Source organism: Granulosicoccus sp. 3-233 (assembly GCF_052681095.1).
In genome coordinates this window covers 22,757-41,771 of record NZ_JBQYLE010000017.1, presented here as the reverse complement: position 1 = coordinate 41,771, position 19,015 = coordinate 22,757, and the positions used below count along the sequence as shown (strand labels likewise).

Genomic DNA, 19,015 nt, shown 5'->3' with positions numbered 1-19,015 from the left:
GTTCCGGTTGGCAATGGAAACAGCTATCAATGGCTGCGTATAATGATTTCTCTTCCAGAATGCATGAGTTTTCGGCATGGATGAATTGCGAGGTCTGCCACCACTCGGGCGATTGCGAGCCTTCGAGGCTGCCGCTCGCCATGAGAGCTTCACGATGGCGGCCGATGAGCTGTCGCTGACGCAAACGGCCGTCAGTAAACAGATTGCGGCACTCGAGGATCATCTGGGCACGTCATTGTTCACACGTCGCAACCGTGCCGTCTTTCTGACCGAGGAGGGGCGCCGTTACGGACAAGTGGTTGGTCGTGCGCTGGCTGAGATCGCTCACGAAACCGCTCGGGTACGCGGCGCGTTGCGACATGATGGGCTGATCCTGCTTTGTCAACTGTGTGAAGCCTTCTACTGGCTGATGCCACGTCTGTCGCGTTTTCACGAGCGCCATCCATCACTGGAGGTGCGCGTTGTCAGTTTGCTCGCACCGCTGACCGAGGCCCCTGAGGCGTTTGACGTCGCCATTCAGACCAGCGGGCGAGCTTCTGGTGCTGCGCAACGTGTGTTCACGGCAGACGACGATGTCTTTCCGGTGGCAGCCCCCGCAACGATGGCTGGCCGGAGCTTGCCACTTTCGGTGGGCGAGCTGCAGAACTTCACCCTGCTTGCCCACCGGGTCGTGCCGCAGATGTGGATGGATTGGGAAGGCTGGTACCGAGAGCTTGGACTGCCGTTGCACCAGCCTTTTTGTACGCTGGATTTCGACAACTTTCCGCTGGTGCTGCAGGCAGCGGTTGCGGGGCAGGGTGTGGCACTGGGTTGGCGGCGCAGCGTCGAAGGGCTCATTGCCGATGGCAAGCTGGTGCGGGTGTGCCGCGAGAGTGTCTCGCGTCCCGGCGAACTGTCTGTGTATCGGGGCAACCGTTCAGGCAACGCCGGAGCGGTTGACGCGCTGCTGACCTGGTTGCAGGAGGAACTGGATGATTCCTGAATCTTGTGTGTTGCTGGTTAGCGCGAAGGTCAGGCATCACTGGTCGTCAGGGTTCGTGTGCCGCTTGTTCCTTGTTTGCGAAACCGCGTGCATGCAAGCCTGAGTGTCTGAGTGTCTGAGTGTCTGAGTGCTCAAGTGCTCAAGGGCTCAAGGGCTCAAGGGCTCAAGGGCTTGCTGATTGTGCGACGGTGCACCTCAGCAACTCTGTCAGGTTAAACGCCCCCTTCCTGAAGACGATTTTCGTCGCCAGAACTGTCGTAAATACGCATAATCAAGCAAAAAATTCCCGATTTTTCGAATTCACGGTAAATCATGCAGTTCGCTTTGGTACCCATACCCCATGTATGGGTATTCCCGAGTCATCCATGATGCGAGAACAGGGCACTTGACCCTCAAGACCACACATGGAATCGGGAGTAAAGACGAATGCAGAAATCCCTGCACATTGATCCGGGCAAGTGTACCGGCTGCCTGCAATGCGAAGCCGCATGCTCATTGGTCAACGAAGGGGCCGTGAACCCGTCGAAGTCCAGAATCAAGGTATTCAACTTCCACGATGAAGGTCGGTTCGTGCCCTATACCTGTACGCAGTGTGATGAAGCCTGGTGCATGCAGGCCTGTCCGGTGGATGCGATCGTTCTCAATCCGGAGAACGGTTCCAAGGATGTGCTGAACGATGTCTGTGTGGGCTGCAAGGTCTGTACGATCGCCTGTCCCTTCGGCACCATCAACTACAACTCATCCACCGGCAAGGTCATCAAGTGCGACCTGTGCGGCGGTGATCCAGAGTGCGTCGCAGCCTGTCCGACTCAGGCCATCACCTATGTCGATGCGAATGCCACCGGTCTTGACAAGATGCGCGCCTGGGCTGCAAAGACCGACAACGCAGCAGGCGCCTGAGGAGACGAGACATGAGCTGGACAAGAAAGATACTGCGCGTCAACCTGACCAATGGAACGGCTGAATCAGAAGCGCTGAACATGGACTGGGCCAGGGACTATCTGGGTCAGCGCGGCCTGGCCACTCGCTATCTGGTCGATGAGATCGACCCTCAGTGTGATGCGCTGGGTCCTGGCAACAAGCTGATCATGACCACCGGTCCACTGACCGGTACCATCGCCTCGACCGGCGGGCGCTATTCAGCCGTGTGCAAGAGCCCGTTGACCGGTACGGTTGCCTGCTCCAATTCCGGTGGTTTCTTTGGTGCCGAACTCAAATTTGCCGGTTGGGACATGATCATCTTCGAAGGAAAATCGGCAACTCCGGTCTACCTCAACATCGAAAACGAGGTGGCGCGCCTGATGCCGGCTGACGATCTGTGGGGCCAGTCCGTGTGGGCCGCCGATCATTCGCTTCGACAGAAACATCAGGATCCGCAAGTGCGTATCGCCTGTGTCGGCCGTTCTGCCGAACAGGGATGTCTGTACTCTGCCATTGTCAATGATCTGCACCGTGCTGCGGGGCGTTCCGGTGTCGGCACCGTCATGGCATCGAAGAATCTCAAGGCCGTGGTGGTACGAGGCACGAACGGAATCGGCAATGTGGACAACCCGACCGGGTTCATGCAGGCCACGAAGGCCGGCAAGAAAGTGCTGGCCGAGAATGCCGTAACGGGTCAGGGTTTGCCTACCTATGGCACACAGGTGTTGATGAACGTCATCAATGAAGTGGGTGCACTGCCGACTCGCAACATGCGCGACATCCAGTTCGAAGGTGCCAACGATGTTGGAGGCGAGGCCATGCATGAGCCGCGCAAGTCCGATGGCAAGCCGAACCTCACTACCAACGGTGCCTGCTATGCCTGCACCATCGCCTGTGGTCGTATCTCCACGATCGATCGCACGCATTTTTCCGTGAAGGACAAGCCCGAGTACTGGATCAACTCCGGAGGCCTGGAATACGAGGCGGCCTGGGCTCTGGGACCGGATACCGGTGTGGATGACATCGACGCCCTGACCTATGCCAACTTCCTGTGCAATGAAGACGGTATGGATCCGATCTCTTTCGGCTCTACGGTGGCTGCGGCCATGGAGCTGTACGAAGAAGGCATCATCACCACCGAACATACCGGCGGTGTGGAACTGAAATTCGGATCAGCCGAAGCCTTGTGCTGGGCGGCGGAAGTTACTGCCAGGGGTGAAGGATTCGGCAAGGATCTGGGCCTGGGCTCCAGGCGCCTGTGCGAAAAATATGGTCGTCCCGAATTGTCCATGACGGTGAAGGGTCAGGAATTTCCGGCCTACGATCCTCGTGGCATTCAGGGGATGGGGTTGGCTTATGCCACATCCAATCGAGGTGCCTGTCATCTGCGTGGTTATACCGTTGCATCCGAGATTCTCGGCATTCCCGAAAAGACCGACCCACTGGAATCGGACGGCAAGGCCGGGCTGGTCAAAGCCTTTCAGGACGCCACGGCAGCCGTGGATTCGGCCGGACTGTGCGTTTTCACCACTTTTGCCTGGACGATGGACGACATTGCACCCCAGGTTGATGCCGCCTGTGAGGGGGACTGGTCTACCGAACGCATGATGGAAGTGGGTGAGCGCATCTGGAACCTGGAACGTGATTTCAACCAGAAAGCGGGTATCACGGGTGCTGATGACACCTTGCCGGCGCGTCTGCTGAAGGAGGGTGCCGGCACCGGTCCTGCTCAGGGACGGGTCAATGATCTGGACAAGATGCTGCCCGAGTATTACCAGCTCAGAGGTTATGGTGCTGATGGCTCGATGACGGATGAGACCCGTCAGAAGTGGTCGTTGCCAGCCTGAATCAACGGCTGTGCTATCCGGCCGCGACGGTCAGGTAGTGCGAAGCGCCTGCCGATTCCGGCAGGCGCCAATCTTGAATTCACGGGCGCAGGCTGACTGCGCCCGCTTGGTCTTCAGACCTGTCAACGGTCGGGTGAAGCGGGCTTTCTGTCATTCGGCGACGGGAAGGTCTGAAGTCGATCACTCACTTTCAGGACGCAACTTATGCATTACGTGATTATCGGTGCCGGACCTGCCGGTGTTAACGCAGCCGAGCATCTGCGCCAGTATGATCCTCTGGGAAAGATCACCTTGCTGGTGGCAGAGGATGTGCCGCCCTATTCACGTATGGCCCTGCCGTATTATCTGGCAGACAATATTCCACCGGAAGGCACGTATCTGCGCAAGCAGGCGGGACATTTCGAGGCGCTGAATATCGATTTGCTGCAAGGTCGTGCCAGTTCCATCGATACTTCGGCCAAACGCATCACGCTATCGGGTGGTGACAAACTGGACTATGACAAGCTGCTGATTGCCACGGGTGCCACGGCGACCCGCCCACCGATCCCCGGTATCGACCTGGACCATGTTCACAACTGCTGGACCCTGAAGGATGCGCACAAGATCGTGGCCGGTACCGAGCGTGGTTCGCGGGTGATTCTGATGGGGGCGGGTTTCATCGGTTGCATCATTCTCGAAGCCCTGGCAGAGCGCGGTGTGGAACTCACTGTTATCGAGATGCAGGACCGCATGGTTGCACGCATGACCAATCAGGCCATGGGCAACATGATCAAGGACTGGTGCGTTGGCAAGGGCATCGGCGTGAAGACCTCCACCGGCGTGACGAGCATCGAACAAGGCAGTGATTCACCCCTGATGGTGCATACCGATCAGGGCGAGAGTCTGCCGACCGATGTAGTGATCTGTGCCACCGGGGTGCGTTCCAATACCGTCTTTCTGGATGGCAGTGGCATCGAGATCGATCTGGGCATTGTGGTGGACGATTATCTGCAGACGAGTGTGCCGGATGTCTATGCCGCGGGCGATGTGGCACAGGGGCGCGATCTGTCCACCGGCGAGTATCATGTACAGGCCATTCAGCCCACGGCGGTTGAACATGGCAGACTGGCTGCCCACAATATGGTCTATGGGCACGGTACACCGCACCCGGGCAATGTGAACATGAACATTCTGGATACGGCAGGACTGATATCCACGTCCTTCGGCCTGTGGATGGGGGTGGAAGGGGGCGATGAGGCGGAAATGAGTGATAGCGAAAACTTCAAGTACCTGAATCTGCAGTTTCGGGATGACGTTCTGGTGGGTGCCAGCAGCCTCGGCATGACGCAGCACGTGGGTGTGATGCGAGGTCTCATCCAGACCGGCAGTCATCTTGGCGAATGGAAAGACAAACTGATGAGGGAGCCGAATCGCCTGTCGGAAGCCTATCTGGCTTGCGCCCAGAGCCAGCACAAGGCCCTTGGGCCGGTCTAGAACATAGTCATGAAGATCACCTTCAAGCTGTATGCCACGCTGCAGGACCTGTTGCCACCCGGATCTGTCAAGAACGCAGTCACCATCGAGGTACCCGATTCGGTGACGTTGAACCAGATCATCGACCAGTACAAGGTGCCACGGGAACTTGCCCATCTGGTTCTGGTCAACGGCATCTTCAAATGCACTGAAGATCGGGACGTAACGGGCGTGTTGAAAGACAACGACGTGCTCGCCATCTGGCCACCAGTCGCAGGAGGTTGAGTGTCGAGTTCACAAATCGAGACTGGTGATGTCAGTGCCATTCCGCCAATCACCTATAGTCGGGAAATGGGCCTGACTCACGCTGATTTCTGGCGATTGTTACCAAGGGCCATGGGGAGTCATCCCTATTCGGTGGAAGGCAACCGGGTGGTGGCAAATGTGGATAATGGAAAGCTGGAGATCACGATCGGACCTTCCCAGGAGCGCCGCATAGCGTTGTTGCGCTTGCCTTATTCGCTGGTTTCCTTCAGCTTCGAGGGTGTAACCGAAGCACAACAGCAGGCGTTCAAGGCCCACTTCGATCTCCACTTTCAGAGAGGTGGTGGCTGAGAGCCCCGCAGAAGTTCAACCATGGTGTCAGGAAAGTGAGTAGCAATCAGACAAGCGATCGTTTCGACAGGCCATTGCGTGACCTGCGCGTGTCGGTAACCGACCGCTGCAATTTCCGCTGTGTTTATTGCATGCCCAAGGAGACCTTCGACAAGAACTATCGCTTTCTGCCGCGTTCCGAGCTGCTCAGCTTCGAGGAAATCGAGAGGGTGGTGCAGGCCGCTGCAGAGTTGGGTGTGACCAAGGTTCGCCTCACAGGTGGCGAGCCGCTGGTACGGCGCGACCTGGAAACCCTGATCACTCAGGTGCGCGATGTGCCCGGTATCACGGATGTCAGCATGACCACGAACGCCTCCCTGCTGACACGAGCCCGGGCCCGCAGCCTGCGCGATGCGGGTCTGCAGCGATTGAATGTGAGTCTGGATGCCATGGACGATGAGACATTCATGCGGGTCAACGATGTCGATGTCACCGTGCAGACCGTGCTCGACGGTATCGAGAATGCCGCTCAGGTCGATTTCGATTCCATCAAGGTCAATATGGTGGTCAAGAAGGGCCTCAACGATCATTCCATCCTGCCAATGGCGCGCTTTTTCCACGGTACTGGTCAGATATTGCGATTCATCGAATTCATGGATGTGGGCAACAGCAACGCCTGGGATCTGTCGCATGTCACCACCAGTGGCGAGATAGCCGACATCATCAATGCCGAATTGCCGATTCGACCAGCTGAAGCCAATTACCGCGGTGAAGTGGCCAAGCGTTGGGAATATCAGGACGGTGGAGGCGAGATTGGTATCATCTCTTCCGTATCGGAGCCTTTCTGTGGTGATTGCAGCCGCGCTCGCTTGAGTGCCACGGGCAGTATCTATACCTGCCTGTTCGCTTCCAGCGGTCATGACCTGCGTCCCGCACTGCGAGAAGGTGACACGGATACCGTGCGCGAGAAGCTGCGAAAGCTGTGGTCCGTGCGCGCCGATCGCTATTCCGAAACCCGTACGCAGACTTCCGTCATCCACATTCGTCCCAAGGTGGAGATGTCGTTTATCGGTGGCTGATCACCGGCCTGAGCGAGATTTTTCCCGGACCGCTGATGCCAGGTCGAGGCGGCTCCCGCAAATCCTTCCGATTCGTACCCACGGCTGACGACGCGTTGCGATAGGATCGAGGTTTCAGGGCGGCGGTCTGGGGCAGACGAACGATTCCGGTTGGTCGTCCTCTGCACAATCGCACATTCGGAGGCGACGCCCGTGAAAACCCTTCATCGTCTGACGACCGGCAACAAGCTCGGATCGCTCATCGATCGAAAAATGGTGAAGTACCTCAACCGGCGAGCGGCGCGTAATCGCCAGTTTCGCGGCACCCGGATGGCCATCTTCGCCAACGAGCACGTGGGTATACAGATCAATCAATACGGGGTGTACGAGAGACAGGAGTTGATGGTCCTGTTCGATTTTCTCAAGCCCGTGGAAGATGCCTTCGCCCGAGCAACCGTGATCGATGCCGGCGCCAATATCGGAAATCATTCCCTGTTCTTTTCACACTACTTCCAGCAGGTAGTGGCATTCGAGCCGAACCCGTCCACCTGCAGATTACTGGCGTTCAATACCGAGCAGGTGGATAACATCAGCATCGTGAATCAGGGGTTGGGTGATGAGCAAGGGACGTTGTTGCTGGTAGAGGATTCGATGAACATGGGAGCATCGTCCATCGTCAGAAAGGCCGGCGCTGATGAACGGCAGATTCCCGTGCAGATTGAAACCCTGGACCGGGCAACGGCCGATATCGACTGCATCGAGATGATCAAGATCGATGTTGAAGGTTTTGAGATCAATGTGTTGACAGGTGCGTCCGGACTCATTGCCAGGCATCAGCCGATCATCGTTTTCGAGCAACATGCCGGAGAATTTCATGATGGCAGCACCGAGTCGCTGCGTTTCCTGAGCGATCGGGGCTATCGTTTCTGTTGGCACCAGAAAGGGAGTGCGATGCGTGTCAGGGCATTGTCGAATCTGGTGAACATTCGCGAATACTTCATCGGTGTCAGGCATCGTATTGTCTACGATGAAAAGGTACCGGAGAAGAATCACTCCATGCTCATTGCCGTACCTGAGCGCTATTCTCGGCAGCTGCTGGCGTGAACCGGATCCACCCATGACCATTCTCGTGTTCGACTCCGGCATCGGCGGTCTGTCGGTATTGCGTGAGGCGCGCATGCTGATGCACGACCATCAGTTTGTCTATGTCGGGGATGATGCCGGTTTTCCCTACGGTGACTGGGACGGGGCAGCGTTGACCGAACGCATGGTCGGGCTGTTCGAAACCCTGCTTGCCTGTTATCAGCCACAGCTGGCCATCGTTGCCTGCAATACGGCGTCAACCCTCATCATGCCGGCCTTGCGCTCACGCTTCGATATCCCCTTCGTCGGCATTGTTCCAGCCATCAAGCCGGCGGCAGAACGAACGGCCTCGGGGTTGATCACCGTGCTGGCCACGCCCGGAACCATTCAACGACCCTATACGAAGGAGCTGGTGAAGCGCTTTGCCAGTCATCGACAGGTGAACATGGTGGGTGCGACTCGTCTGGCACGCCTGGCAGAGGAACACATGCAGGGGCGACAGATCGATACGGCCATCCTGCAGGAGGAGATCGGTCCTTGCTTTGTGGAACTGGACGGCAAGCGTACGGACATCATCACGCTGGGCTGCACCCATTACCCATTCCTCGTCAATGAAATGCGCAAGCTTGCCCCTTGGCCGGTCGACTGGCTGGACCCGGCAGAGGCCGTGGCTCGTCAGGCTCGAACGGTTCTCGCCAGAGATCTGCCGGAGGCTCTGCATGACAGGCCCGGCTCGGCTCGACCAGCACCGGATATTGCCCTGATGACTTCCGGCTCTCCGCCATCGCCCATCATCCGTTTGCTGGCTGGGCTTGGCCTGCATCTGCAGGCTCGGGATTTTCCCTCCTTGTCTGTTCCGCGATAGATGACAGTTGCTACCTGTGGCTGAAGTAAATCCCTTTACTGTTGGTTCGGCAGTGACTGACAGTCGTCGTTCGGAGAAGCGTTCAGCCAGAGCCTACTGCAACCGTGTCATCCCGTTCATTCTCTGCCTGTTCAATGACGCTGAAACGCTTGCGGATGAACCACAGCAGGATCAGTGAGGGCAAGACCATCAGGGCCGTAATGATGAAGAACAGACCCCAGTCCCCATCGAGTGAGTCGACCATCCAGCCGGAAGTGGCCGCCAGCAGTGTGCGACCAGCCGTGCCCAGAGAGGCCAGCAGCGCGTATTGCGTGGCTGTATAGGTGCGATCGACCAGCAGGGAGATGAAGGTCACGAAGATGACCGTCGCTACCGAGGCGGTCACATCATCCACCAGCACGGCGGCGGCAAACAGCCACTGCGACGGCTCTTGACTCCAGGCCATGAAAGAGAACATCAGGTTGGTGGCGGCCATCGCAATACCGGCCAGCAGCAGGGCTCGAACGATACCCTGACGCACGGCAAACCAGCCGCCGATGAGCGTGAACACGACGGTGACCACCCAACCCAGACCTTTCGAGTAGATGGCGATGTCGGATTTGGAAAAGCCGATTTCCTTGTAGAAAATGATGGACATCTTGCCCACGAAGGCTTCACCGATCTTGAACAGAAAGATGAAGCCGAGAATGGCCAGAGCCACTTTCACACCGTTATGCCGGAAGAAACTGGCAAATGGCGCCACGATGGTGCTGCCCAGCCAGGCAATGATGCCCCGTTCCCCGCCTCCGATGGCAGAACCGAAAGCCGCCTGGTCGCGGTGCTGGGCGGCCTGGCGTTCACGCCAGGAGGCCTCGGGTATGAGCAGCAGTAGCGCGTTCATGATCAGCACCAGCACGGCCAGGGCCTGGAAGGTGAGCTGCCAGTAGTTTTCGAAGCCCTGCTTTTGCAGCGCATCGGCAATGAGCAGGGCCAGAAATCCGCCCAGCTTGTAGCCGGTCCACCAGCCAACCACGGCCACGGCCGCACCGGCTGCCATGGCGCCGGTTTCCGAGCGGCCGATCTGCTCGATGCGCAAGGCATCGATGGTGATGTCCTGCGAGGCCGAACTGATGGCAATGGCCAGACCGATGGCAATGATCAGGGCGAGATTGTCGGTCGGATTCAGATTGCCCCAGAGCAACATGGCCATGACGATGATGGCCTGCAGGCACAGAATCCAGGCCTTGCGCTGACCGACGCGCTCGGTCAGAAGCGGAATGCGAATCCGGTCGATCAAGGGTGCCCACAGGAAGTTGATGCTGTACACCCCGAAGATGAGCGAGGCAAAACCGATGGTACTGCGACTCAGCCCTTCTTCCTTCAGCCACAGTGACAACGCGCTGCCGATCAGTACCCAGGGAAAGCCACTCATCGCTCCCAGCAGGAGAATTCTCAGCATGCGTTTGTCGGCATAGACATCCAGGGATGCTCGTTCCGCGCTGGCAGTGTCACTCATGGGGATCTGATCGGTTGAATTGCCTGACTGACTATAGCTTCAGATACCGGCCTCGGCTACTCTGACGGGACATGTCGGAAAACGGTTCGAACGGATGACTCAGGCAGTGCAGGGGTATGCGGAAGGGTATTACGGGCGGCTGCCCTCCTGGCAGGAGCGGCGTGTGTTGCTGGACACGCTGGCGCGCCACGGACAGAACACCTATTACTACGCACCCAAGGAGGATGCCCGGCACCGCCTGAACTGGCGGGAGCCGTACGACAGCGAGTGGCGTCGGGAATTTGCATTGTTCTGCGACGCCGCCCGAGAGCTTGGTATTCGTGTTGTTGCCGGTGTGGCACCGGGACTGGACTTCGATTTCAAGGATTTGCAGGGTGGGCCGGATCGCCGATTGCTGTTCGACAAGTGCAGGCAACTACTGGCTGACGGCGCCGATGGTCTGTCGCTGCTGATGGATGATATCGATGAGGATTTTCCGAGCCGCAGTGGAGGCATGACATCCGAAGGGCTGGCGCATGCCCGACTGGCCAATGCGCTGGCTGATGAACTGGGCCGGAGTCTGTGGGTAACACCAAGAATCTATGCCAACGAGCTGGCAGCATCGGCACCGGACTATCTGCCGGATTTTCTGGCGACCCTGTATGAATCGCAGACGGTACTGTATTGCGGCCGGGACATCGTGACTCGCCGGGCTGATTGTCTCGACATTCGACAGGTAGCACCGACCAGCGCGCACTCACTGGTGCTGTGGGACAATCTCTATGCCAATGATTATTGTCCACAACGACTGTTTGTTGGTGCCTGGTCCGGCCGAGATCACGTCACTGACTGTGTCCTGAATCCGACGGGCCTGTTGCACACGGATTGTCTGTTGCTGGACATGATGGCCACGACCCATTCCCGCGGCCCGGGCGGTGATGCTGAAGGCGTCTGGAGTGAGGTGATGGTTCGTCATGGGGTGCCGGAGGAGTTTCGGGCTGTCGCCGGGTATTTTGCTCACCCGGTGTTCAATGGCGAGGAATTTCATCCACCGCTACCGCCGGATGCGGCAACCCTCGCGGCCATCGAGACCTGTCTGTGGCGCTGGAAGACGCCGCTGTCGCGCGAATGGTATCCCTTCCTCTTCGGGCTGAAGCTGGACCTGCTGATACAGCAGGGCAAGATGTCTCCGTTGCGGATTCGCAAGACGCAATCCGCCCCACTGGCAGTGCGCCTCGGAGTCGGTGGTACGAGCTGAGCTGCAGCCGGTCAGAAGAGCCGTTTCACCGAACTCATGGGGCCGGCGCGATCGATGACGGCCTGTAAAGGCTCGATGACGCAGCACAGAGAGTGGGCAGTGGCGTGCAGCAGTTCACCGGGTGACAGCAAAATGCCTGTGTGCCCAGGCCAGTAGGCCAGATCCCGGGCCTGGTAGTCATCAGGGCCGACGTCGACGCTGAGAAAGGCTTCCTGATCACCGCTGTCGCGCGGAATGGCCATTCCCTGCGACAGTGCCAGGGCCTGTACCAGGCCGGAACAGTCAACGCCTTCCGGGCTGCGTCCACCCCAGAGATAGGGGCTGCCCAGAAACACATTGCGGGCCAGAGTCAGCGGGTCTGCCGGAAGGGTATCGGACAATGGCAGACAATGCTCGGACCAGAGATAATGGCCACAGCTCGTGCGGCTGAAGGGGGTGCCGGCCTCCTCGGTCAATGCGACTTCTGCCCCGAAAGGGATGCGGTAACAGAGTTGGCTTTTCAGATCGGCTCTGGCGAAGAGCAGGGTGCTGCGCTGACAGACTCGGTGAGTGCTGGCGATCCGCGCTGCATCGCCAGTCTCCAGATGGTCACGCTGCATGAATCCTTCATAGCCATCCTTGAGCAGTCTGACATGGCACCAGGCGCCATGTTCGTTGAGTATGCGGACACTTTCGCCATACAGGGTTTCACTGGTCCGCTTGGCATCCAGTTCCGGTTCTGCGAGTACCGCCGCCACAGGCCGATTGATACGGCAGGCTTGGTCTGTTGAATCAGGCGTCATGAGCGAAACCGGGTGCAGGCCCTTTCAGAGTGAGTCCATGAATAGTAGTCTATTCCGGGGGTCGGACCACGTTCGCGGGTTCTGATCGATGGCAGGCGATTCGACCATGGCGAAGGCAGAAAACGGTAGCAAAGGCGTACAGGCACGGGCCGCCGGGTATGGGCTGGTTCTCCGAGGTGGCTTTACTGTCGGACCCGGTGATGCCTTGCCGGTGTGCCATTCTGGTGAGCCTGCTGCGCTACTGCTGCTGTTCGGTCAGGCTGGCTCAGACATCTGGGCTGCTTTCTCGCACTCTGCCGAATACGCGGATGGCGAGGCCGATCCACTGGATCGCTGGAGTGCCCGTGTAGGCAAGGCTCTGGCCGAAGAGTTGGGTGGAACGGCTTGCTTTCCGTTCGAAGGGCCTCCCTGGTACCCCTTTGGTCAGTGGGCACAGCGTGCGGAAAACCTGCAGCCGTCTCCACTGGGTATCCTGATGCATCCGGATCATGGTCTGTGGCACGCCTACCGGTTTGCGATCGTCTTGCCGGCAGACGCCGAGCTGAGCAGGCAGTGGCAGCACGCAGAGGCAGAGGCAGAGGCAGAAGCAGAAGCAGAGGCGCGCCGGATGCCGGTTGCTCATGCCTGCGATGATTGCGCAGAAAAACCGTGTCTTCATGCCTGTCCGGTCGGTGCCTTCAGCGACGGGAATTACGATGTCGTGGCCTGCGCCGCATACCTTCGAGAGAATCACGAAGCGCCTTGTCATCAGCTGGGTTGCCTGGCTCGTGCGGCCTGCCCGCAGGCAGCTGAGGCTCGCTATGAGCCCGTTCACTGCCGATTTCACATGGAGCAGTTTCTGCTCTCGTTGCCATGAAGCTCAATGGCAACTGTAACAACCGTCCGGCACCGCGTCGGTCTCGAGCAGGGGCGGAGCATGCGGCAGGCGGGCAGGCGGGCAGGCGGGCAGGCGGGCAGGCGGGCAGGCCGGCAGGCGGGCAGGCGGGCAGGCGGAAGGCGGAAGGCGGAAGGCGGAAGGCGGAAGGCGGAAGGCGGAAGGCGGAAGTGGGGCGGCTGTTGCTGATATCGGCGGGTGGAACGGCTGAAAGGCAAGGACTCGTTGCTGTTCGGGCTTTCGCACGGGATAATGAGCCCCCATTCAACGCATTTTCCGTGACCCATGGCTCTGTCCTGTCTGCCCGTCCTGTCATGAACGATCTGTCGACAGTTCCGAACGTGTTATCCGGCAAAGCGCTCAACGGTGCAGGCAGCTACGCTGTCGTGGATTTCGAAACCACCGGTCTGAGCCCGCATCAGGGTGATCGGGCCATTGAAATCGGTATTTCGATGTTTCGTGATGGCAAGGAAGTCGGCACATATGCATCACTGATCAACCCGGGTATGCGCATACCTTCCTTCATCACGCAGTTGACCGGCATCTCCAATGACATGGTGTCTAGCGCGCCTACGGCTCGCGAGGTGTTCGAAGAAGCTCTGGCATTCGTGGGTGATGCGCAACTGGTGGCTCACAATGCCAGCTTCGACCGGAAGTTCTGGCGGCGCGAGCTCTCGGAGGAGTTGGGTATTGAATGCCAGCGACAATTCGTCTGTACCTTGATGCTGGCACGACGTGTTTTCCAGTCATTCACCAGCCATCGTCTGGGAGAAATTGCGCGTGTCCTGGGAATCGACACTGGAAGAAGCCACCGGGCACTGGATGACGCGCGAGTGACCACGGTGATTCTGGCGACGATGCTGGACAGGCTTCAGGCGGCCAATCCGGAGCAGACCATTGACGGCGCCTTTCTGCAGACTTATCAAAAGAAGGCAAGAACACAACTACCTGACCTCTCCTGACCCGGTCGGCTGCTGACAGTCGTGCGTGCTTGAAAGAAGCGGTATTGCAATAGCCGGCGGGTCGGTTGTCGAAGTGCCGTCGATGCCCGAAAAGTCTCCGCAGGCAAGGCGATATTACAATCATCGCTGCCGCAGACGATGGCATCAGACTGTCCGCATACAATGCGTGTCGGGCGTGTCGGGCGTGTCGGGCGTGTCGGGCGTGTCGGGCGTGTCGGGCGTGTCGGGCGTGTCGGGCGTGTCGGGCGTGTCGGGTCGTGGTTGGTGTTGCGATCGCTATTGTCGTTGACTGCTTGAAGTGCAGAACAGTTGGCACGACGACCAATTGCACTCATCGCAAATCCTTACGAATTTGTGAAGCTGACGGACTAGACGACTGGTCTATTCGTCCCTATGCTGTTGGCATGGAACAGCGTAAGCCCGATACACAAGCACACATCCTGGCTACAGGCCGTCGTCTCACGGCGGTCAGTGGCTATGCGGGTGTGGGGCTGAACGAGCTGCTGAAAGAGGCTGGTGTTCCGAAGGGATCGTTCTACCATTACTTTCCCTCCAAGGAGGCCTACGGCATCGCTCTTCTGAAAGAGTTTGCCAATGACTATCACGGCAAACTGAACAAGACACTGAATCATCCCGGCAAGGATTCACGCTCTCGACTGATTGCCTATTTCACCCAATGGCGCAAGCAGCAGTCCAGTGATGTTCCCGAGGAGCGTTGTCTGGTCGTCAAGTTGTCTGCCGAGGTGGCCGATCTGTCACCGGAAATGAGCCGCGTGCTCGAGCAGAGTGTGCAGTCCATCATCAATCATCTGGCGTCTACTCTCAGAGACGGCGTGGTTGATGGCTCCATCGGTGCTCATGCGAATTCGAAGGAACTGGCTGCCACGATCTACTACCTGTGGTTGGGCGCAAGCCTGGTAGCCGGCCTGTCCGGTAGCAAGGCGGCATTGACGTCGGCTTTGCGAGCGACCAGAGATCTGATTCCCGCCACCTGAAAAGAGCGCTTTTCCGAATCGCAACGGTCATGGTCGATTCACTAGTCGACCGGTCTATTCTACAACGATGCCGTTTTCGAACATCAATCCATTACCCTTTACGCAATATGGAGAACAACATGACTCAATCAAAGACAGTCAATCGTCAGCTGGTACTGACAGAAAGGCCGAAGGGCGAACCGGACGAGAACACGCTGAACCTGGTCGAGGCGTCTGTGCCGTCTCCCGGTGAAAATCAGATGCTGTTGCGTACCGAATATCTGTCACTGGATCCGTACATGCGTGGGCGCATGAGTGATGCGCCGTCCTATGCTGCACCGGTAGAGATCGGCGGTGTGATGGTCGGTGGCACAGTCGCTCAGGTCGTCGAATCGAATCTCGATGGCTTCGCGGCCGGTGATTACGTGCTGAGTTTCAGTGGCTGGCAGGATTATGCCCTGTCGGATGGAACCGGTGTCAACAATCTGGGCCAGTCGTTCGAGCATCGCTCATGGGCACTGGGAATTCTGGGGATGCCCGGATTCACTGCCTGGGCAGGATTGACAAGAATAGGCGAACCCAAGCCGGGTGAGACCATCGTGGTCGCTGCTGCAACGGGTCCGGTTGGTGCAACCGTCGGACAGATCGGCAAGATCCTGGGTTGTCGTGTGGTGGGTGTTGCCGGTGGCCCTGAAAAATGTGCCTATGCCGTTGATGAGCTCGGCTTTGATGCCTGCATCGATCACAAGGCGGAGGACTTTGCCGAGCAGCTGGCCAAGGCGAGTCCCGAGGGTATCGATGTGTATTTCGAGAACGTGGGCGGCAAGGTGCTCGATGCGGTGATTCCCTTGCTGAATGCCAACGCACGTATTCCCCTGTGCGGCCTGGTGTCCCAGTACAACGCCACAGAATTGCCCGAGGGACCGGATCGAATGAACTGGCTGATGGGACAGATTCTGCGCAAGAAGATCAAGCTGCAGGGTTTCATCATCTTTGATGATTTCGGCCACCTCTATCCGGAATTTGCAAAGCAGATGAGTGAGTGGGTCGAAGAGGGCAAGATCAAGTACCGCGAAGAAATCATTGATGGACTGGAAAACGCTCCTGAGGCGTTCATCGGTCTGCTCAAGGGTGAAAATTTCGGCAAACGCGTGATTCGCGTTGCCACTGACAGTTGAAGGAGTGAACATGAAGATTCTGATGGTATTGACATCGCACGATCAACTCGGCGATACAGGCAACAAGACCGGTTTCTGGCTGGAAGAGTTTGCAGCTCCGTATTATGTATTCAAGGATGCCGGTGCCGACATCACCCTGGCTTCGCCACTGGGTGGTCAGCCGCCCATTGACCCATCCAGCGACAACGACGATTCGCAAACGGAGGACACGCGTCGCTTCAAGTCCGATGACGCGGCACAGAAGCAGCTGGCCATCACGGAGAATCTCTCTGCGGTAGAGGCTGGCGACTTTGATGCGATTTTCTACCCGGGTGGTCACGGTCCCTTGTGGGATCTGGCAGAAAGCGAAAAGAGCAAGCAGTTGATAGAGGCGTTCTACAACTCCGGAAAGCCTGTGGGTGCAGTGTGCCATGCACCAGCAGTCTTTCGACATACGGTACGTGCCGATGGCAAGCCGCTGGTGTCAGGCTTGCGAGTAACCGGATTTACCAATACCGAAGAAGAGGCTGTTGGTCTGACCGACGTAGTGCCATTTCTGGTGGAAGACATGTTGAAGTCCAATGATGGCAAGTACGAAAAAGGCGATGACTGGGCCGACTTCGTGCTGCGTGACGGCAATCTGGTGACCGGTCAGAATCCGGCTTCCTCTGCCGGAGCAGCGAAGCAGCTGCTGGCGCTGCTCGAATCCACAGCCGTTGCATAGACTTCAGCATTCGTGGTCGGTTGCTGAGTGCCGAGTGCCGAGTGCCGAGTGCTGAGTGCTGAGTGCTGAGTGCTGAGTGCTGAGTGCTGAGTACCGGTGCGCGGTTCTCGAGCGCTCTGATGGCGTTCATGACGGCTGTCGTTCACGATAGGCTACAGCTGTCATGCGATATCAGTACGGCCAATCGAGTTCTGGTGCAGTTTGCGATTCTCAGCGTAGACTATCGCTGTGCTGGGCGTCGCAACACCCCTGAGCGGTGTCGTTCTTTGAACTGAGTGGCGAGGGCGACGTGGTTATTGCAAGAGGCCGGAGACACGATGAAAACCGAGCGACAGAAAATGGCAGCCGGTGAGTGGTATACCTGCCTGGATGATGAGCTGGAGAGCTTGCGCTGTGTCGCCAGGGAGGCTGTACATGAACATAATGTATTGCCGCCAGCCGAACGGCGCAAAATGGGGCCGAAGCTGCAGCGCTTGCTACGGACGAGCAATGCCATCATCGAAGCACCGTTTCATTGCGCTTATGGTTACAACATCGAGCTGGGCGATCAGGTCTATCTGAACGCGGGTTGCACCATTCTCGATTGCGCGACAGTGACGATCGGTGATCAGACCCAGTTGGGGCCGCAGGTGCAGATCTACTGCGCCGAGCATCATCAGGATCCCGTGAAGCGCTGTGTGGAAGGCCTGGAAGTTGCACACCCGATCCGGGTAGGTAGCCGCGTCTGGATTGGCGGAGGCGCGATCATCCTGGCGGGTGTTCGCATTGGTGACGGGGCAGTCATCGGTGCAGGTAGTGTTGTGACCAGCGACGTGAAAGCGGCGGAAGTGGTCGTCGGCAATCCGGCGCGACCCATCAGACGACGAGGTTGAGCCGAATCACCGGGAGAATCAGCTGGTGTGAGCCATCAGACGACGAAGTTGAATCGACGTGTCGGGTAATCATCCTGGTGTAGTCACCGGGCAAGAACCACATTCTTGCCAGGAGCCAGCTCCGAACAGCAGTGTGATTCCAGATAGGTCAGCCGCAGATGTTCAAACTGCTCATTTGCCTATGTCGTGACTGTCGCGAAGCGAGGAGCGGAGGCGGCAAGTGGTCGTGCGGTGCTACAGTAGTCTGCCATCCAGTTGTGGAGCCCTGACATGTGTGGCCGAGTCAATGTATCTGACAATGAAGGCGTAAGGATCCTGCTGGAATCACTCGGCATGACAACCTGGCCCACGCGGGAGCCGCGATTCAACATCGCCCCGACGCAGACGCTTGATGTGGTCTCCCTCGATGATGAACTGCGCCTGGTGCCGATGAGTTGGGGTGTGTCGATGAACCTGCCGGGTAAGAAGGGCATGGTGACCCGTCGTATCCAGAACTCGCGTGATGACAAGGTCTGGTCTTCGCGCATGTGGAAGCCGATGATCGAGAATGGCCGGGTCCTGGTGCCGGTCAATGGATTCTACGAATGGAAGCGGGAAAATCGCAAACTGGTGTCTGCCTTCTACATGACGCCGGCCAAGGGCTCTGCGATGTTTCTGGCAGGTATCTGCAAGCCTGCGACCGATGATGCCGACAAGCCGGAGGTCTCGGTGATCACCACTACTGCCAATGAACCGATGAGCGAGGTGCATGACCGTATGCCGGTACTGTTGCTCTCGGGTAACGAGGCCATGGCCTGGTTGCAGGAAAGTGATCGGGAGTCACTGGATGGCTTGATGAAACCGGCGAGCAATGATGCTCTGGTATTCACCGAGGTGAGCCATTACGTCAACAAGAGCAGCAACGAGGGACCGCAATGCATCGCACCGGTGGAGGAAGAGCCGGGACAGACCAACGATCTGTTCCCGGATTGAGTTCGCCCGGGTCAGATCCCTGTTGAATCGGCTTGCGCGAGATGTTCCAGCGCTGCCATCATCAGGCCACTGGTCGCTGCTTCCAGATTGTCGCCGGTCAGGGTCATCATGACCCATGTGCAGTTGTCTGACGCCTGGCCCTCGGTCTTGTTCGCTGCACCCGA

Annotated in this window: 19 protein-coding genes; 17 read left to right on the top strand and 2 right to left on the bottom strand. The window is 58.1% G+C overall.

Annotated features, from left to right (window positions below; genetic code table 11):
• Positions 1-76 precede the first annotated feature (76 nt).
• From ACUNV4_RS27980 to murI, 9 genes are all read left to right on the top strand, one after another.
• Positions 77-982 carry a LysR family transcriptional regulator gene (locus tag ACUNV4_RS27980; RefSeq protein ID WP_430881968.1) on the top strand — a complete coding sequence of 302 codons (906 nt, stop codon included), beginning with the start codon at positions 77-79 and terminating at the stop codon, positions 980-982.
• 426 nt (positions 983-1,408) lie between these two features.
• The gene (locus ACUNV4_RS27975) at positions 1,409-1,882 is read left to right on the top strand and encodes a 4Fe-4S dicluster domain-containing protein (RefSeq protein WP_430881967.1); all 474 of its coding nucleotides are present in this window, start codon (positions 1,409-1,411) and stop codon (positions 1,880-1,882) included.
• Between the two features lie 11 nt (positions 1,883-1,893).
• Positions 1,894-3,750 (top strand): aldehyde ferredoxin oxidoreductase family protein, encoded by a 1,857-nt coding sequence (locus ACUNV4_RS27970; RefSeq protein WP_430881966.1) that lies wholly within the window; start codon positions 1,894-1,896, stop codon positions 3,748-3,750.
• 204 nt (positions 3,751-3,954) lie between these two features.
• Positions 3,955-5,223 carry an NAD(P)/FAD-dependent oxidoreductase gene (locus ACUNV4_RS27965; protein ID WP_430881965.1) on the top strand — a complete coding sequence of 423 codons (1,269 nt, stop codon included), beginning with the start codon at positions 3,955-3,957 and terminating at the stop codon, positions 5,221-5,223.
• Positions 5,224-5,232: 9 nt separating this feature from the next.
• Positions 5,233-5,487 carry a MoaD/ThiS family protein gene (locus ACUNV4_RS27960; RefSeq protein WP_430881964.1) on the top strand — a complete coding sequence of 85 codons (255 nt, stop codon included), beginning with the start codon at positions 5,233-5,235 and terminating at the stop codon, positions 5,485-5,487.
• A complete protein-coding gene (locus ACUNV4_RS27955; protein WP_430881963.1) occupies positions 5,488-5,817 on the top strand; it encodes a hypothetical protein in 330 nt (109 codons plus the stop codon).
• Positions 5,818-5,852: 35 nt separating this feature from the next.
• The gene (moaA, locus tag ACUNV4_RS27950) at positions 5,853-6,875 is read left to right on the top strand and encodes a GTP 3',8-cyclase MoaA (RefSeq protein WP_430881962.1); all 1,023 of its coding nucleotides are present in this window, start codon (positions 5,853-5,855) and stop codon (positions 6,873-6,875) included.
• A gap of 192 nt (positions 6,876-7,067) precedes the next feature.
• Complete coding sequence (locus ACUNV4_RS27945) at positions 7,068-7,958, top strand: FkbM family methyltransferase (RefSeq protein ID WP_430881961.1); 891 nt, start codon at positions 7,068-7,070, stop codon at positions 7,956-7,958.
• Between the two features lie 13 nt (positions 7,959-7,971).
• Positions 7,972-8,802: a glutamate racemase gene (murI, locus tag ACUNV4_RS27940; RefSeq protein WP_430881960.1), complete on the top strand. Its 831-nt coding sequence runs from the start codon at positions 7,972-7,974 to the stop codon at positions 8,800-8,802.
• A gap of 82 nt (positions 8,803-8,884) precedes the next feature.
• Here murI and ACUNV4_RS27935 read toward each other — a convergent pair whose 3' ends face one another.
• Complete coding sequence (locus tag ACUNV4_RS27935) at positions 8,885-10,297, bottom strand: AmpG family muropeptide MFS transporter (RefSeq protein WP_430881959.1); 1,413 nt, start codon at positions 10,295-10,297, stop codon at positions 8,885-8,887.
• Between the two features lie 94 nt (positions 10,298-10,391).
• Between ACUNV4_RS27935 and ACUNV4_RS27930 the strand changes: the two genes are divergently transcribed.
• Positions 10,392-11,534, top strand: a complete 1,143-nt coding sequence (locus tag ACUNV4_RS27930) for a beta-N-acetylglucosaminidase domain-containing protein (protein ID WP_430881958.1) — start codon at positions 10,392-10,394, stop codon at positions 11,532-11,534.
• An 11-nt stretch (positions 11,535-11,545) separates the two neighbouring features.
• On the opposite strand, the gene ACUNV4_RS27925 is transcribed toward ACUNV4_RS27930, so the two are convergent.
• On the bottom strand, positions 11,546-12,316 hold the full coding sequence (locus tag ACUNV4_RS27925; RefSeq protein WP_430881957.1) for a C40 family peptidase: 771 nt from the start codon (positions 12,314-12,316) through the stop codon (positions 11,546-11,548).
• A gap of 88 nt (positions 12,317-12,404) precedes the next feature.
• On the opposite strand from ACUNV4_RS27925, the gene ACUNV4_RS27920 reads away from it, so the two are divergent.
• The 7 genes from ACUNV4_RS27920 (at position 12,405) to ACUNV4_RS27890 (ending at position 18,851) form a co-directional block, all read left to right on the top strand.
• On the top strand, positions 12,405-13,172 hold the full coding sequence (locus ACUNV4_RS27920; protein WP_430881956.1) for a hypothetical protein: 768 nt from the start codon (positions 12,405-12,407) through the stop codon (positions 13,170-13,172).
• A gap of 332 nt (positions 13,173-13,504) precedes the next feature.
• Entirely contained in the window at positions 13,505-14,152 is a 648-nt protein-coding gene (locus ACUNV4_RS27915; protein WP_430881955.1) for a 3'-5' exonuclease, read from the top strand.
• A 404-nt stretch (positions 14,153-14,556) separates the two neighbouring features.
• On the top strand, positions 14,557-15,147 hold the full coding sequence (locus tag ACUNV4_RS27910) for a TetR/AcrR family transcriptional regulator (protein ID WP_430881954.1): 591 nt from the start codon (positions 14,557-14,559) through the stop codon (positions 15,145-15,147).
• A gap of 119 nt (positions 15,148-15,266) precedes the next feature.
• The gene (locus ACUNV4_RS27905; protein WP_430881953.1) at positions 15,267-16,304 is read left to right on the top strand and encodes an NADP-dependent oxidoreductase; all 1,038 of its coding nucleotides are present in this window, start codon (positions 15,267-15,269) and stop codon (positions 16,302-16,304) included.
• A 10-nt stretch (positions 16,305-16,314) separates the two neighbouring features.
• Positions 16,315-17,007 (top strand): type 1 glutamine amidotransferase domain-containing protein, encoded by a 693-nt coding sequence (locus ACUNV4_RS27900; protein ID WP_430881952.1) that lies wholly within the window; start codon positions 16,315-16,317, stop codon positions 17,005-17,007.
• A 317-nt stretch (positions 17,008-17,324) separates the two neighbouring features.
• A complete protein-coding gene (locus ACUNV4_RS27895) occupies positions 17,325-17,879 on the top strand; it encodes a sugar O-acetyltransferase (protein ID WP_430881951.1) in 555 nt (184 codons plus the stop codon).
• Between the two features lie 270 nt (positions 17,880-18,149).
• On the top strand, positions 18,150-18,851 hold the full coding sequence (locus ACUNV4_RS27890; protein ID WP_430881950.1) for an SOS response-associated peptidase: 702 nt from the start codon (positions 18,150-18,152) through the stop codon (positions 18,849-18,851).
• Positions 18,852-19,015 lie beyond the last annotated feature (164 nt).